Consider the following 14686-nt stretch of genomic DNA (forward strand, 5'->3'; position numbering starts at 1 on the left):
AGAAAAACAGTACAAAGTCTGTATTCTTAGTAAGAAAAATAGCCCATTAAAAGACCATTGTCCGTATAAAATCTTCCTTGTCCACTTTCCTTCCTTGTCTTCGGTGGTCTTGCCTTCACAGATCATATTAAAAACCTACCGTTGTAAGGAAGGGGGTGGGGTCAAGCAATAGTTGATACACTAATCATGACTTGACAAACATCCTCTAATAGTGAGTCCCAGTTTTACGATGGTTGATGGCAGTCACACCATCAGGTTTGATTAACTTACCATTGTCAACAGTTGCGTAAATTACCCAATGATCCCCACATTCCATGCGTTCCTGGACGGAGCATTCTAGATAAGCTAGGGCATCGGTGAGAATTTTACAGCCATTATCTGCAACTGTGGTGCTAAAGTTGGCAAATCTGTCTTCTCCAGGGGCAAAATTTTTGCGGAAATGCTTCGTGTACTCTAAATGATGGCCTTCCTCCAGGATATTCAAAGCAAATTTACTACCTGGATACATTAGAGATTCTATAGCTCGGTCCTTGGCGATCGCCACAGTCAGACCTGGTGGATTGAAGGTAGCTTGTGAAATCCAAGAGCCTAACATCCCAGTAGAGACATCACCTTGTTGAGCGCATAGAACACAAACTGAACCAGCAATTCTACCTACAGCTTGCTCCAAAGGGGTAGCAGCTTGTTGGGGTAACCGGATTTTTTGAGATTTTTTCAAGGTTTGAGCAAAGTCTGTACCAACTTCTTCACAGAATTTGAGCGTAACATCATCAGGTTTAAACTTAACTTTGAAAGTATCAAAGCCAAAGCGATAACCAGCATCGCGAAGTTTACCTTCAATCAAATCAAATGCTTCACCACTCCAACCGTAGGAGCCGAAAACTCCTGCGAGTTGATTACTATCACCCACAGTGAGGACGATTCCCAAAGCAGTGTGAATAGGTGTGGGAGCATGACCGCCGATAGTGGGGGAACCAATCACAAAACCATCACACTGTTGTATAGCAGTGCGGATTTCATCAGGGGTAGCAAATTCGCAGTTGATTGATTGCACTGCGGCGCCGCCTTTAGTCAATCCCAACGCCATAGCTTGAGCTAAAATTGCTGTATTTCCGTAAGCTGAGGCATAAAGTAGAGCCACAGAGATATCACGGTGTTTTTGAGCATTGCTCCATTGTGCGTAAGCGTTGGTTAGTTCCATTAATCCGGTACGTACCAATGGACCGTGACCCGGAGCATACATTCTCACATGCAAATCAGATATTTTCTCCAAAGCTGCTTCTACGTGTTGAGCTTGAGGAGCCATCAAACAGTTATAGTAGTAGCGCTGGTCTTCTTGTAATGCTTCTGGTTGGTCATCAAACACCTCATCCCCACAGATATGAGAGCCAAATAGCTTATCTGTGTAGAGGATTTGGGTTTGCTGGTCGTAGGTACAAAGTCCTTCTGGCCAGCGCGGACTGGGAAGAGGTAGGAATTTTAAAACGTGACCCTTACCTAAATCAAGGGTTTTTTTCCCCCGCATGACTAGAATTTCTAGTGCGTTATCTGGGAAAGCATGACGCAAATTAGCTGCACTTAGGAGAGAGCAAACAAATGTTACCTGGGGTGCTAATTGTAGAAGCGCCTTGAGAGTTGGCAAGCGATTGGGGCTAAAATGACCCAAAATTACATAATCCAACTCTTTCAAGTTCAGGGTCTGCTGCAACGCCTCTAAATAAAGTTCCGTGAAGGTTTCAGCAGGTGGGTCAATAATTGCGGTTTTATCACCTTCAATTAAATAACAATTGGAGGTAGTGCCTCTTTCTCTTGCGTATTCAATTTCAAACCGCAGGCGTGACCAACTACGCGCTCTAATAAATGTGGTGTTTGTAGCGACGGGGATAACTTGTACGTCACGGGGTTTGGAATTGCTCATAGATTTTTGCCAAAAATAAGAGGATGTTTTAAAAGGGGGGGAAATACTTAATACCTATTCCCCATTCCCTAATTAGTAGTAGTTACCTACTTTGCGATGGCGAACTGCTGTGAGTGCATCAGATTTAGAAACACGACCTTCTTGAACTGTGCAGTATAAGAGCCAGTGGTCGCTGCACTCCATGCTCTTTTGGACTTCACATTCCATGTATGCTAGAGCATCGGTGAGGATGGGAGAGCCGTTTTTGGCGGGTTGGGTTTTCACACCAGCAAATCTGTCAGCACCGGGAAGTAAGCGCTTGAGAAATTGCTTTTTCAGTTCTTGATAATTTCCTTCTTCTAGGACGTTGAGGACGAAATGATCCCCTACTCGCATTAAGGAGTCAATGGCGCGGTCTTTGGCTACTGCTATGGTGAATCCTAAAGGTTGTAGGCTGGCTTGGGCTACCCAGGAGGCTAACATGGCGCTTTTAACATCACCTTTTTGGGTGGTGACAATATACAGTCCGTTGCTAATCCGCCCCAGGGCTTTTTCCATGTTGACATCAAGGGCTTTGATTTGCTTGATGTTGCGTTCGCGCATCAGTAATTGTCCCAGGTCTATACCGGCTTCTTGGCACAGATGGAATGTTAAATCTGTGGGAGATTGTTTAATGCGAATAGCAGGGAAGGCTTCTTTGACACCGAGGTCGATAAATTTCCGCCGCAGGGTATCAATGGGTTCGTCGTCACCGCCGTAACATTCAAATAAACCTACTAGTTGTTTGTTTTTGACTACGGATAATAGTGAACTGATACTGGCTCTTGCTGCTACAGCACTGGAAGGGGGCATACCGATGATTAATCCGGCGGCTCTACCTGCTAGCTCTTGAATTTCTTGGGGTTCGGCTGTGCCTAGGTCAATGACTTCTATTCCCACTCCGGTTTTTTGGATACCTTCAGCTATGGCTAAACCTAGCTCATCGCTATATCCATACTGGGAAACATAAAATAACCCAACTGTGGTTTCTGTTTTAGCTTGTCTTTGGCTCCAAGTTTGGTAGCAGTCAGTTAATATATCTATGTGATGGTAGAGTATTGGCCCGTGACCATTGGCGATCATGTTAATTTTTCCCAGTTCCCCCATTCTCTTCATGGCGTTTAGTAGAGAACGGGCATTGGGACCCATGAGGCAGTCATAGTAAAATCTAAAGTCTGGTTCAATCGCTTCTAAGTCTTCGTCAAAGGTGCGATCGTCACAGAAGTGCATCCCAAATGCATCACAGGTGAACAGGGTTTGGGTTTTGCGATCATAGCTGAAGATTGTATCTGGCCAGTGCAGATTGGGCGCACTCACAAATTCTATTTCGTGTCCTTTGCCAATATTAATCCGATCGCCACTTTTAACGATGCGCTTGGAAAATGGCTCGTGTACTAAACCTTCTAAAAACTGTAGGGCAATTTTTGAGGCTAATACTGTGGCTCTGGGTGCTAACTGCAATACATCTTCTACTAGACCGCTATGGTCTGGTTCTGTGTGGCTAACTATTATGTAATCGATTGTCTTGGGGTTCACAAGACTTTTGAGTGTGTCTAAATATAGTTGACGAAACTTCTGGTGGGAAGTATCAATCAAAATTGTCTGCTCACCCCTAATTAGATATGAGTTGTATGTCGTACCGTTTTGCAGTCCGAATTCGATATCGAAGCGATCGCGGTCCCAATCAAGAGAGCGAATCGCCGTTGTGTTAGGGGCAATTTCTACAGTCTGTATACTTAGTCTATGCTGTACGTTCTCTGCGATCGCTACCATTATTCGTCTCCGAGCGCAAATTTTGAGTATTCTTTTCTGCACTCATTGTCCCTTGAATCTATTTTTAAAGTTGTAATGAAGTTGCTATTTTATAAAATCTAATTTGTAGTGATTATTGCTATTTTTTTCATTGATTTTTGGGGGGGGTGATTCCTAGTTTTTTACGCCGATTAACGCCAAGTTCTCAGGGTTTTTAATTGCAGGTTAATTCCAGTTTTTGTAGTAAAATTTATTTGTTTTCTGGGTGGTTTCACAGGTTCAATTTATGACAGAACAAAAGGGTAAGGTTTATCTGGTGGGTGCTGGACCTGGAGATGTGGCATATCTGACGGTAAAGGCTTACAATCTTCTGGCTATGGCTGAGGTGTTAGTCTACGATGCTCTGGTAAATCAGCAACTATTACAGTATGTCAGACCTGATTGTCTGTGCCTGGATGTTGGTAAACGTGGTGGTCAACCTAGCACACCCCAAGGGGAAATTAATCAATTACTGGTTGACTATTGTTTGCAAGGTAAACAGGTGGTACGATTAAAATCTGGGGATCCATTTATTTTTGGTCGCTGTAACCCGGAAATTACAACTTTGCAAGCTCAGTCTTGTGAGTTTGAAGTCATACCAGGAATTTCTTCGGCCTTAGCAGCTCCTTTAATGGCTGGGATTCCTTTGACTGATGCTGTACTTAGTCGTTGTTTTGCTGTCCTCACAGCCCATGAACCAGATGTTTTAGATTGGGAAGCTTTATCTGGGTTGGACACTCTGGTAATATTGATGGGAGGAACTCATCTGGCTGAGATTATACATCAACTCATCAGGCAAGGTCGATCACCATATACCCTTATTGCTATTATTCGTTGGGCGGGAACTCCTGATCAACAAGTTTGGGTAGGAGAACTTAAAAATATTCTCACACAAACCCAGGGCGTTTATCTCTCCCCGGTGGTAATTGTGATTGGGGAAGTTGTAAAATTACGTAATTACCTACAACCTCAGAGAATATCCTTAAAAGATCAAGCTTTTGACTCTCCACCTATGTTAAATAATTCCCCCCTCACAGGTAAAACTATTCTGGTGACTCGTTCCTCTGGACAATCGAGCCAATTTACCGATAGCCTCTCGGCATTGGGTGCGACTGTGATTTCCATGCCTACTTTAGAAATTGTCCCCCCTTCCAGTTGGTCAGGTTTAGACCTGGCGATCGCTAATTTGGCAGATTTTCACTGGCTAATTCTCACTTCTACCAATGGGGTAGATTACTTTTTTACCAGATTATTCGCCCAAGGTCAAGATGTTCGTGCTCTGAGTAACATTAAAATTGCTGTGGTAGGTGAAAAAACAGCCCAAAGTCTGCAACAACGGGGACTTAAACCCGATTTTATTCCCCCTAATTTTATCGCTGATGCTTTGGTGGCTAATTTCCCCGAATCACTACAGGGTCAAAAGGTTTTATTTCCCAGGGTAGAAAGCGGTGGAAGGGATGTTTTAGTTGCCGAATTGACTGCTCAAGGTGCGGTAGTTGTAGAAGTAGCTGCATATCAATCTCGCTGTCCCACAAATATACCAGAGTTAGCAAAGTTAGCCTTGCAAAATCGGACTGTAGATATAATTACCTTTGCTAGTTCTAAAACTGTCAAATTCTTCTGTCAACTCTTACAAGAGGTATTTGCCGATCACTGTGACATCAGCCATATTTTAGCAGATGTTTGCATTGCTGCTATTGGTCCGGAAACATCAAAAACCTGCCAATCCTTATTAGGGCGTGTCGATGTTGAGGCTGAGGAATATACTTTAGATGGTTTAACCCAAGCAGTAGTTAAATGGGTGAAAAGTCGTTAACTGTTAAAATCTGAGATCATTACTGTATTACCAAGTTTTTAATCCACCATGTCTGATTACTTCTCCCCTGAAATTAGCTCACGCATTTGCACTCATATGAATGATGACCACGCTAATGCTGTAGTTCTTTATGCCCAGGCTTTTGGGGGTGTGACAGATGTCACAAGTGCCAAAATGCTCTCCATTGACTCTCAAGGGATGAATTTGACAGCAGAGGTAAATCAACAAACTGTGCCAGTGCGGATTCAATTCGATCATATTTTGGTAGACTCAGAAGATGCTCACCAAACTTTGATTGCCATGGTGAAGCAAGCACGATTTAAGATAAAATCATAACTACGTTCAATAGGTTAACATAGTCAAATATACTTATAAAATCCATCTAAGCATAGTAACCAAAAGCCACTATAAGTCATCCCCGAATCATCGGGTTGCACTAACAAAAAGTGCAATCCTCGGCTTTGTTGTTGACGCTGTTGATAGGTCTTGGCCGCCGCAACCACATCTGCATCTGTAAAAGTGGCGAGAATCCACCTATCTACTAAACCAGCCTCTAGTATTAAACCATGGGGTTCACCGGGTATGTAATTTAAGGCTGCTGGCTGTGCTACTTCTAACCATCGAGCTAAAGCCATCGACTTTCTACCGCCATAGATAACTATACCGGGAATAGGTGCTGTAGATGGTAAACCCAAATTAATGGGTTGTAAAAATTCCGGTATAGACAAAATAGGTATGGGGCGTTCTGCAAACACATCCACAAGTTCACCCGCTGGGAGTGTAGCAAAGCGCCACTCTTCCCCCCAGAGGTTTTCTGGTAATGGTGTTGGGGGTGGTTGATCTAGGAGTAAGGGATATTGCTTTGCTTGTAACCACCGTTTTAAGGCTAAAGTATGGCGGGTGGGTTCGAGGCGAATATTTAAGTTTTTGGCGGCGACTTGAATTAAACTCAAGGTCTGGGGACGAAATACCTGAATGATATCTGGTAAGTTGTTACTAGCAGCTAGCTGAATTTGAGTAGCAAGCCAATGGGCGTTAGCCCCTGACTGGGGACAGGTGGCTGTATATTCAAAGGTATGTGTGGGGTCACAAATCAACAATTCCCATAGGGTTTGTCCCGATGTGTCTTGTACTGGACTGCGATAAAAGTCAAGTTGCCAAGTTTTCATAATTTTTTGCTAATTTTTGGGAAAAACAGATTTATAAACCACAGATCCACAGATAAATTGTTGACTTCTCCCTTGGTTGAAACACAAGGGATTCTAAACTGATGTTGCTACGCGGTCTGAAGACACGCTACGCAACGTTTACGATATGATTTATTTAACCTAATGAACAAGTCATATCGTTGTGGCACAGTCAAAGATGCCCTACCCACCTCGGCTAAACATAAACCTAGCTGTGTGGTTACTTTTCTTAAAATATTTGCGGCTGCTTGAGCATCTGCCGAGGTTAATAATCCTTTGGCAGATTTGTATAATCCACGTTTTACCCTTTTACCTGACGGTTTCCATCCTGCGGGTTTTTCACCATGCGTGTAGAGGCTATCGTCATCCAGGTAAGACGCTTTTGATGTATACGCTTCTTCCGTTAATGTAACAACAATTCCATATTCATTAGCCAATTCCTTTAATCTTTCAATCAATCTCCCTGTGGGGATGGGGACAAAGTTTTGATTGTTTACCTTACCTAAATTAGCATTAACTTTTTGTCCTTGATTCCATCCAATAACTATATTTCCTATCTGGTCATTCAGGCATCTGTTAACAATGAATCTAACTGCTTTGTTAATGGCATCTCGCATCTGGTTATTGCGTTTGCGTTGAATGCGGTCAAGGTTAGCATCCCAATAAAAATCAGACTTACCTTGCTTATATTTGGCAACTAAACGGCAATAACCTTGATTCATTGATTTTAGTTTCTTACCATCAATGATTAAACTTTTCCCAAGAGTAGAAACACCTGTTAACCAATTTGTCCCTCCGTGGTCAAATCCCCATGCTTGAGAGTAATCAAGATGTGGATTGTTTTCAATTGGTTGCTTACCATCATCAATTACCCAGTCAATCCAGAAAAGACCATAATAAGGACGAACTGTTACTTCCTTTACCCAATCGGAATCAATAAAATCAGGCAAGGTTAGCTTGATATCTGTGTACAAAACTGGTTTGGTTTCTTTACTTATTGATGGCTTGAAATAACCATCTTTAAAAGTAAGTGCTTGTCTTGGGAATGTTACTGCTGCTAATCCTCCTTTTTTACGATACTTAGGTAATGAGGGTCTATCAAGCTCCCCGTTGTAATAAGCTTTAACCAATCGGTTGTAACTGGTTATTGCTTCACCAACTAGTTTTAAGGTTTGTTGTGCTGCTTGTGCGGCTAAACCTTTGTAATGGGGGTTATCTTTAAGAGTTTTATCTAATTCCGGGTAAGTTGTTTGGCAATAATAAGTTTTCCATCCACTACGCAATTCGTCACCAGACCAATAAGTTGTAAAAGCATTATCCATGCTTTCCAGTCGTGCGTAATGGCTTTGACTAGTATAGTAAATCGCACAATTTATTAAGCTATTTGAGTGTTGGCATTGGTCAACCCAAAAAGCTTTTTCTTCATCAGTGAATCTAGCTCTGATTGGAATTGTTCTGTACAATCTTTACTCACCTCCTAAACAGGAGGATAGTTGAAATAACGGTCAAAGTCAACAACGCACAATGGCTAAATTATCAAAAGAAGATTATGAGTACAGACGAACCGAAAACTCTGTATCATCAATCAACTACCACTTTGTTTTTGTACCAAAGCGTAGAAGACCAGTATTACTTAAAGATGTTGCTACACGATTACAATAAATTATTTTTGACTTAGTTACTGAACATGGATGGAAATTAATTGCACTTGAAGTTCAACCAGACCATGTTCACTTTTTTAATAATGCGCCGACCCATGAATCCCCAGCAGATATCGCTAGATGGGTTAAAGGTAGGGCATCGAATTACTTAAGAAAAGAATTTCCACAATTAAAAAAGCTACCTTCTTTGTGGACACCAACCTACTTTGTTGCGACAACTGGACAAGTAAGCACTGAGGTAGTTAAAAAATATATTGAAAACCAGCGTGGGAAATGAGCAAACACACAGGATAAATCCCCTTGAGTCGGGTTTCATCACCCTCGCTGAAGCGGAGGGGTTCTCACCCTCCCACTATATTTTCGATAGTTGTCTGTGAGGTTACCTGTTCTTAACCCATGATCACATCTAGAAGACTGTCGGCTATTTCAAAGTTAGCAGTGACATTCTGGACATCATCTAAACCTTCGAGAGTATCAATTAACTTAAGCAGCGATCGCCCCTGGTCAGGATCAGCAATCTCAATATAATTAGTAGGTATCCAGCGTAATTCTACATCCCTGATCTCAAAGCCTTGATCCTTGAGTGTCTGGGTGAGCAGTTCTAAGTTTGTCACCTCGGTAAATACCTCAGCTATGTCATCCTCGGTCATTTCATAAGACTGGGCTTCACCTTCTAGGGATGCTTCTAAAAGCTGGTCTTCATTTTTGACCCCATGAACAGTACACACACCTTTCTGGTCAAACATCCAGCTGACGCAACCTGTTTCACCAAGGTTACCACCCCGTTTACTCAAAGCGCCACGTAAATCAGCCGCTGTGCGGTTACGATTATCTGTGAGGGCTTCAATTAAAATTGCGACACCACCCGGTCCATAACCTTCGTAGCGAATAGCCTCAAAATTGCTACTATCCCCGCCAAAGGTTCCTGCACCTTTAGCGATCGCCCGTTCAATATTATCACTAGGTATGTCCGCCGCCTTAGCCTTATCGATGGCTGTACGTAGCTGAAAATTAGCGCTGGGGTCTGGTACACCACTCCTCGCAGCAATAATAATTGCTCTAGATAACTGGGCGAAGGTCTTACCCTTCTTGGCGTCTACTACTGCCTTTTGACGCTTAATATTTGCCCATTTACTATGTCCTGCCATAATGTTAAATGATTAACCCTTTCTTGAAAGTTTAGGATATATCAAATGCCAATTGAAGTATGTAATATCAATTGTGCGATACCTGATGAGAAGTTTTGCGCGCATTTTTCCCATGCCCAATAAATTCAGAAGACAAAGAAAGAAATTAAAATACTACATTAGAAGTTTACTACTGTTACTACTGGTAGGCATACTGGCGTTGAGTGGATGCCAAAACATCAGAAAAACACATGTAGTTCATCTTACCTTATGGCAAGGTGTCAATCCCCCGCCTAATCGAGATGTTTTACAAAGACTTGTAGATAAATTTAATCAAACTCATCCCCATATTCACTTAGAATCTGTCTATGCAGGACAGCAAGACCAGCAAATCCCCAAAATTTTAGCCGCAGTGGTGGGGAATGCTCCCCCAGACCTATTATGGTACAACCCCACTATTGCCGGTCAATTAGTGGAACTAGCAGGTTCCTTAATTCCTTTAGATGACCAGCTGAATAATTCCCCACTCAAAGGGGAAATTGACCCGGCCTTGTTTGAATCCATGGAATATCAGGGTAAAATCTGGTCTGTGCCCTTTGCAACTAATAATGTGGCTGTATATTACCGTCCCAGTTTGTTTACAGCCGCCGGAATTACCGAATTACCCAGAACTTGGGAAGAGTTTCGCCAAGTGGCGCAAAAATTAACCCGTGATACTAATGGCGATGGGCGCATAGATCAGTATGGGGTATTTTTGCCATTAGGCAAAGGTGAGTTTACGGTTTTCACCTGGTTACCATTTATGTGGAGTAGTGGCGGCGAATTAGTACCGCCAGATGTGCAAAAACCAGCAGCAGTAATGTTACAAGATAATCCAGGGGCGATCGCCGCCTTGCAATTTTGGCGTCATCTGGTTGAAGATGGTTCCGCCATGTTATCCGCCCCAGAAAGGGGCTATGAAACAGGTAACTTAATTTCTGGTAAGGTAGCCATGCAGGTAACTGGTCCTTGGAGTCTAAAAGAATTTACTGAGAGCGGTGTTGATTTTGCCGTTTTTCCCATACCTATAAATCAAAAACCTGCTACCAGCATCGGGGGTGAAAACCTATTCTTATTTAAAACCACACCAGAAAGGCAAAAAGCAGCTTTCACCTTTGCTGAGTATGCCATGAGTGCAGAATTTCAAACAGAATTAGCTTTGGGAACCGGTTATTTACCAATTAACCTGAAATCTCGCCAACAACCAGAATATCAAGCATTCCTCCAAACTAACCCATCTGTGCAGGTATTTTTAGATCAGGCCCGACATGGGCGATCGCGTCCCATCTTTCCCGGCTACAATCGGATATCCGATAGCCTAGGACGAGCAATAGAATCAGTACTACTGGGTCAAACCTCCCCAGAACAAGCCCTAAAAACCGCCCAACAGCGCCTAGACCTGATCTTTAACTGAAACCACCAAGCGTCAACATCAGTGGTTTGGACTGTGCGCCTAGTGTAGGCAACAAAATCCTACCAAGACCGAACCGCATAAAACGCCGACAATTTGGGAAAATAATAAAATAGAACACTACAAGACCGAAGTAATTTCCTGTAGGAAAATATGACTCATCCGTTCCTAGAACATCTGCATAGTCCAAACCGCCCAGTTATCGTCTTTGACGGTGCTATGGGAACCAACCTGCAAAGTCAAAACCTGACTGCGGAAGATTTCGGCGGTCCAGAATATGAAGGTTGTAACGAATACTTAGTTTACACCAACCCCGAAGCCGTCGCCAAAGTACACCGAGACTTTCTCGCCGCTGGCGCTGATGTCATTGAAACAGACACCTTTGGAGCCACATCCATTGTACTAGCAGAATATGACCTAGCACACAAGACCTATGACTTAAATAAAACAGCCGTAGAAATAGCCAAGAGGGTCGCCGCCGAATTTTCCACCCCTGAAAAACCGAGATTTGTCGCCGGTTCCATGGGGCCCACAACCAAACTCCCCACCTTGGGACATATTGACTTTGACACCCTCAAAGCCAACTTCGCCGAACAAGCCGAAGCCCTCTTTGATGGTGGAGTTGATTTATTTCTGGTAGAAACCTGTCAAGACGTACTGCAAATCAAAGCAGCACTCAATGGTATTGAAGAAGTTTTTACCAAAAAAGGGGAACGTCGCCCGCTCATGGTATCCGTTACCATGGAAAGTATGGGTACAATGCTAGTAGGTTCAGAAATCAGTGCTGTGCTGACCATATTAGCACCATATCCCATAGATATTCTGGGTTTGAACTGTGCCACAGGGCCAGACTTGATGAAACCACATATCAAGTATCTCTCAGAACATTCACCTTTTATCGTCTCCTGTATACCCAATGCCGGTTTACCTGAGAATATCGGCGGTAAAGCACATTACCGACTTACACCTGTGGAATTACGCATGGCGTTAATGCACTTTGTTGAAGATTTGGGTGTCCAAGTGATTGGGGGTTGCTGTGGGACACGTCCAGAACACATTCAACAATTAGCAGAAATTGCCCAAAACCTGAAGCCAAAAGTCAGACAGCATAGGCTAGAACCAGCCGCAGCATCAATTTATTCCACTCAGCCTTACGACCAAGATAATTCCTTCTTAATTGTCGGTGAACGTCTCAACGCCAGTGGTTCCAAAAAATGCCGTGATTTGCTCAATACAGAGGACTGGGATGGACTAGTATCTATGGCTAGGGCCCAAGTCAAAGAGGGGGCACACATCCTTGATGTCAACGTCGATTACGTAGGACGTGACGGTGTGCGAGATATGCACGAACTAGTATCGCGCATTGTCAATAATGTTACATTGCCCTTAATGCTCGACTCCACAGAATGGGAAAAAATGGAGGCGGGGTTAAAGGTAGCCGGTGGTAAGTGTTTACTCAACTCCACCAACTACGAAGATGGCGAACCACGTTTTTTAAAAGTCCTGGAGTTAGCTAAAAAGTACGGCGCTGGGGTAGTTATTGGTACCATCGATGAAGATGGGATGGCGCGGACAGCAGAGAAAAAGTTTCAAATTGCCCAACGTGCCTATCGTCAAGCTCTAGAATATGGTATCCTGCCGACAGAGATATTCTTTGATACTTTAGCTTTACCTATTTCTACCGGGATTGAAGAAGACAGAGCCAACGGTAGGGCTACCATTGAATCAATTCGACGGATTCGCCAAGAATTACCCGGTTGTCATGTAATCTTAGGTGTATCTAATATTTCCTTTGGATTGAACCCAGCAGCCAGAGTTGTACTCAACTCCATGTTTTTACATGAAGCAATGACCGCCGGTATGGATGCAGCCATTGTCAGCCCTAACAAGATTTTACCTTTGTCTAAAATTGCAGACAAGCATCAACAAGTTTGCCAGGATCTAATTTACGACCGGCGTAAATTTGAGGGTGATGTCTGCGTTTATGATCCTTTAGGAGAACTTACCACCTTATTTGAAGGGGTAACCACAAAGCGCGACAAAGGTGTAGATCAAAGTCTCCCCATAGAAGAACGCCTCAAGCGTCATATCATCGACGGCGAACGCATTGGTTTAGAAGCACAGCTGATAAAGGCTTTAGAACAATATCCGCCCTTGGAAATTATCAACACCTTTCTTCTAGATGGGATGAAAGTTGTGGGTGAGTTGTTCGGTTCCGGACAAATGCAATTACCTTTTGTTTTGCAGTCAGCGGAAACCATGAAAGCTGCGGTTGCATATCTAGAACCCTTCATGGAAAAGTCAGAATCTGGTAATAATGGTAAGGGTACCTTTATCATTGCCACGGTTAAAGGTGATGTCCATGATATTGGTAAAAACTTGGTAGATATTATCTTATCTAACAATGGCTACAAGGTCATTAACCTGGGTATTAAGCAACCGGTGGAAAATATCATCGAGGCTTACCAACAACACAAAGCTGATTGTATTGCTATGAGTGGGTTGTTAGTCAAGTCTACCGCTTTTATGAAGGATAACTTGGAGGCGTTCAACGAAAAGGGAATTACTGTTCCTGTAATTTTAGGTGGTGCCGCCCTAACTCCCAAGTTTGTGTATCAGGATTGCCAAAATACCTATAACGGTAAGGTAATTTATGGTAAGGATGCTTTTGCTGATTTGCATTTCATGGATAAATTAATGCCAGCTAAAGCTGCTAATAATTGGGATGATTGCCAAGGATTTTTGGATGAGGTAGAAGCAGAACCAAAAATCACCACCTCCCCAGCACCTAGTACCCAGTCTCCCGCACCCAGTGATGCCCAACCTGTAACTATAGATACCCACCCATCTGAAGCTGTGGCGGTAGATATTCCCCGCCCCACACCGCCTTTTTGGGGAACTCAGTTATTACAACCTGCTGATATTCCCATTGAAGAAGTTTTGTGGTATTTAGATTTACAAGCTTTGATTGCTGGACAATGGCAATTCCGCAAGCCCAAGGAACAGTCTAAGGAGGAGTATCAGGAGTTTTTACAACATAAGGTTTATCCGATTTTGGAGGGTTGGAAGGAAAGGATCATTACTGAGAATTTGCTACATCCCCAGGTAATTTATGGGTATTTCCCCTGTCAGTCTCAGGGAAATACTTTGTATATTTATGATTCTCACCACCCAGAGTCAGAGGTAAGAACCAGTTTTGAGTTCCCCAGACAGAAGTCTTTAAGGCGGTTATGTATTGCTGATTTCTTTGCACCCAAAGAGTCAGGGGTAATTGATGTCTTCCCCATGCAGGCGGTGACTGTGGGAGAGATAGCCACGGAGTTCGCCCAAAAGTTATTCGCCGACAATCAATACACAGATTATCTGTATTTCCACGGTTTAGCTGTGCAGGTGGCTGAAGCGTTGGCGGAATGGACTCACGCCAGAATTCGCCGGGAATTGGGTTTGAGTGCTAATGAACCGGATAATATTCGGGATATTTTGGCACAGCGTTATCACGGTTCGCGGTATAGTTTCGGTTATCCCGCTTGTCCGAATATGCAGGATCAGTATAAGCAGCTGGAGTTGTTGGAGACTGACAGAATTAATCTGTATATGGATGAAAGTGAGCAAATTTATCCAGAACAGTCTACGACGGCGATTATTGCTTATCACCCCGTAGCTAAGTATTTCAGCGCCTAGTTATACTCCCCCCTTCCCAATGGGAGGGGGGTAATTC

At 43.2% G+C, this 14686-nt stretch carries 9 protein-coding genes and 1 pseudogene; 5 read left to right on the forward strand and 5 right to left on the reverse strand.

What is annotated here, in order from left to right; all coding sequences use genetic code 11:
- Positions 1-205: 205 nt before the first annotated feature.
- Positions 206-1918: a diflavin flavoprotein gene (locus PN447_RS04345; protein WP_271761102.1), complete on the reverse strand. Its 1713-nt coding sequence runs from the start codon at positions 1916-1918 to the stop codon at positions 206-208.
- Between the two features lie 72 nt (positions 1919-1990).
- Positions 1991-3709 carry a diflavin flavoprotein gene (locus PN447_RS04350; RefSeq protein ID WP_271761104.1) on the reverse strand — a complete coding sequence of 573 codons (1719 nt, stop codon included), beginning with the start codon at positions 3707-3709 and terminating at the stop codon, positions 1991-1993.
- 265 nt (positions 3710-3974) lie between these two features.
- On the opposite strand from PN447_RS04350, the gene cobA reads away from it, so the two are divergent.
- Positions 3975-5543: a uroporphyrinogen-III C-methyltransferase gene (cobA, locus tag PN447_RS04355; protein ID WP_271761106.1), complete on the forward strand. Its 1569-nt coding sequence runs from the start codon at positions 3975-3977 to the stop codon at positions 5541-5543.
- A gap of 48 nt (positions 5544-5591) precedes the next feature.
- Positions 5592-5879 (forward strand): DUF2470 domain-containing protein, encoded by a 288-nt coding sequence (locus PN447_RS04360; RefSeq protein ID WP_271761108.1) that lies wholly within the window; start codon positions 5592-5594, stop codon positions 5877-5879.
- Positions 5880-5902: 23 nt separating this feature from the next.
- Here PN447_RS04360 and PN447_RS04365 read toward each other — a convergent pair whose 3' ends face one another.
- Complete coding sequence (locus tag PN447_RS04365; protein ID WP_442867075.1) at positions 5903-6712, reverse strand: Tab2/Atab2 family RNA-binding protein; 810 nt, start codon at positions 6710-6712, stop codon at positions 5903-5905.
- Positions 6713-6819: 107 nt separating this feature from the next.
- The gene (locus tag PN447_RS04370; protein ID WP_271761110.1) at positions 6820-8193 is read right to left on the reverse strand and encodes an RNA-guided endonuclease InsQ/TnpB family protein; all 1374 of its coding nucleotides are present in this window, start codon (positions 8191-8193) and stop codon (positions 6820-6822) included.
- 61 nt (positions 8194-8254) lie between these two features.
- Between PN447_RS04370 and tnpA the strand changes: the two are divergent.
- Positions 8255-8668 (forward strand): annotated as a pseudogene (gene tnpA, locus PN447_RS04375) (IS200/IS605 family transposase).
- A 112-nt stretch (positions 8669-8780) separates the two neighbouring features.
- On the opposite strand, the gene PN447_RS04380 reads toward tnpA, so the two are convergent.
- Positions 8781-9539, reverse strand: a complete 759-nt coding sequence (locus PN447_RS04380; RefSeq protein ID WP_271761112.1) for a YebC/PmpR family DNA-binding transcriptional regulator — start codon at positions 9537-9539, stop codon at positions 8781-8783.
- A 112-nt stretch (positions 9540-9651) separates the two neighbouring features.
- Here PN447_RS04380 and PN447_RS04385 point away from each other — a divergent pair, with 112 nt between their 5' ends.
- Complete coding sequence (locus PN447_RS04385; protein WP_271761114.1) at positions 9652-10971, forward strand: ABC transporter substrate-binding protein; 1320 nt, start codon at positions 9652-9654, stop codon at positions 10969-10971.
- A 150-nt stretch (positions 10972-11121) separates the two neighbouring features.
- The gene (gene metH / locus PN447_RS04390) at positions 11122-14649 is read left to right on the forward strand and encodes a methionine synthase (protein ID WP_271761116.1); all 3528 of its coding nucleotides are present in this window, start codon (positions 11122-11124) and stop codon (positions 14647-14649) included.
- The last annotated feature ends 37 nt before the right edge of the window (positions 14650-14686 follow it).

The sequence above is a fragment of the Anabaena sp. CS-542/02 genome, assembly GCF_028331085.1.
Taxonomy (GTDB): Bacteria; Cyanobacteriota; Cyanobacteriia; order Cyanobacteriales; family Nostocaceae; genus Anabaenopsis; species Anabaenopsis arnoldii.

Excerpts from the sequence above, each read along its gene's own strand:
- PN447_RS04345 (WP_271761102.1), bottom strand. The coding sequence starts at position 1,918 with ATGAGCAATTCCAAACCCCGTGACGTACAAGTTATCCCCGTCGCTACA.
- PN447_RS04350 (WP_271761104.1), bottom strand. The coding sequence starts at position 3,709 with ATGGTAGCGATCGCAGAGAACGTACAGCATAGACTAAGTATACAGACT.
- cobA (WP_271761106.1), top strand. The coding sequence starts at position 3,975 with ATGACAGAACAAAAGGGTAAGGTTTATCTGGTGGGTGCTGGACCTGGA.
- PN447_RS04360 (WP_271761108.1), top strand. The coding sequence starts at position 5,592 with ATGTCTGATTACTTCTCCCCTGAAATTAGCTCACGCATTTGCACTCAT.
- PN447_RS04365 (WP_442867075.1), bottom strand. The coding sequence starts at position 6,712 with ATGAAAACTTGGCAACTTGACTTTTATCGCAGTCCAGTACAAGACACA.
- PN447_RS04380 (WP_271761112.1), bottom strand. The coding sequence starts at position 9,539 with ATGGCAGGACATAGTAAATGGGCAAATATTAAGCGTCAAAAGGCAGTA.
- PN447_RS04385 (WP_271761114.1), top strand. The coding sequence starts at position 9,652 with ATGCCCAATAAATTCAGAAGACAAAGAAAGAAATTAAAATACTACATT.
- metH (WP_271761116.1), top strand. The coding sequence starts at position 11,122 with ATGACTCATCCGTTCCTAGAACATCTGCATAGTCCAAACCGCCCAGTT.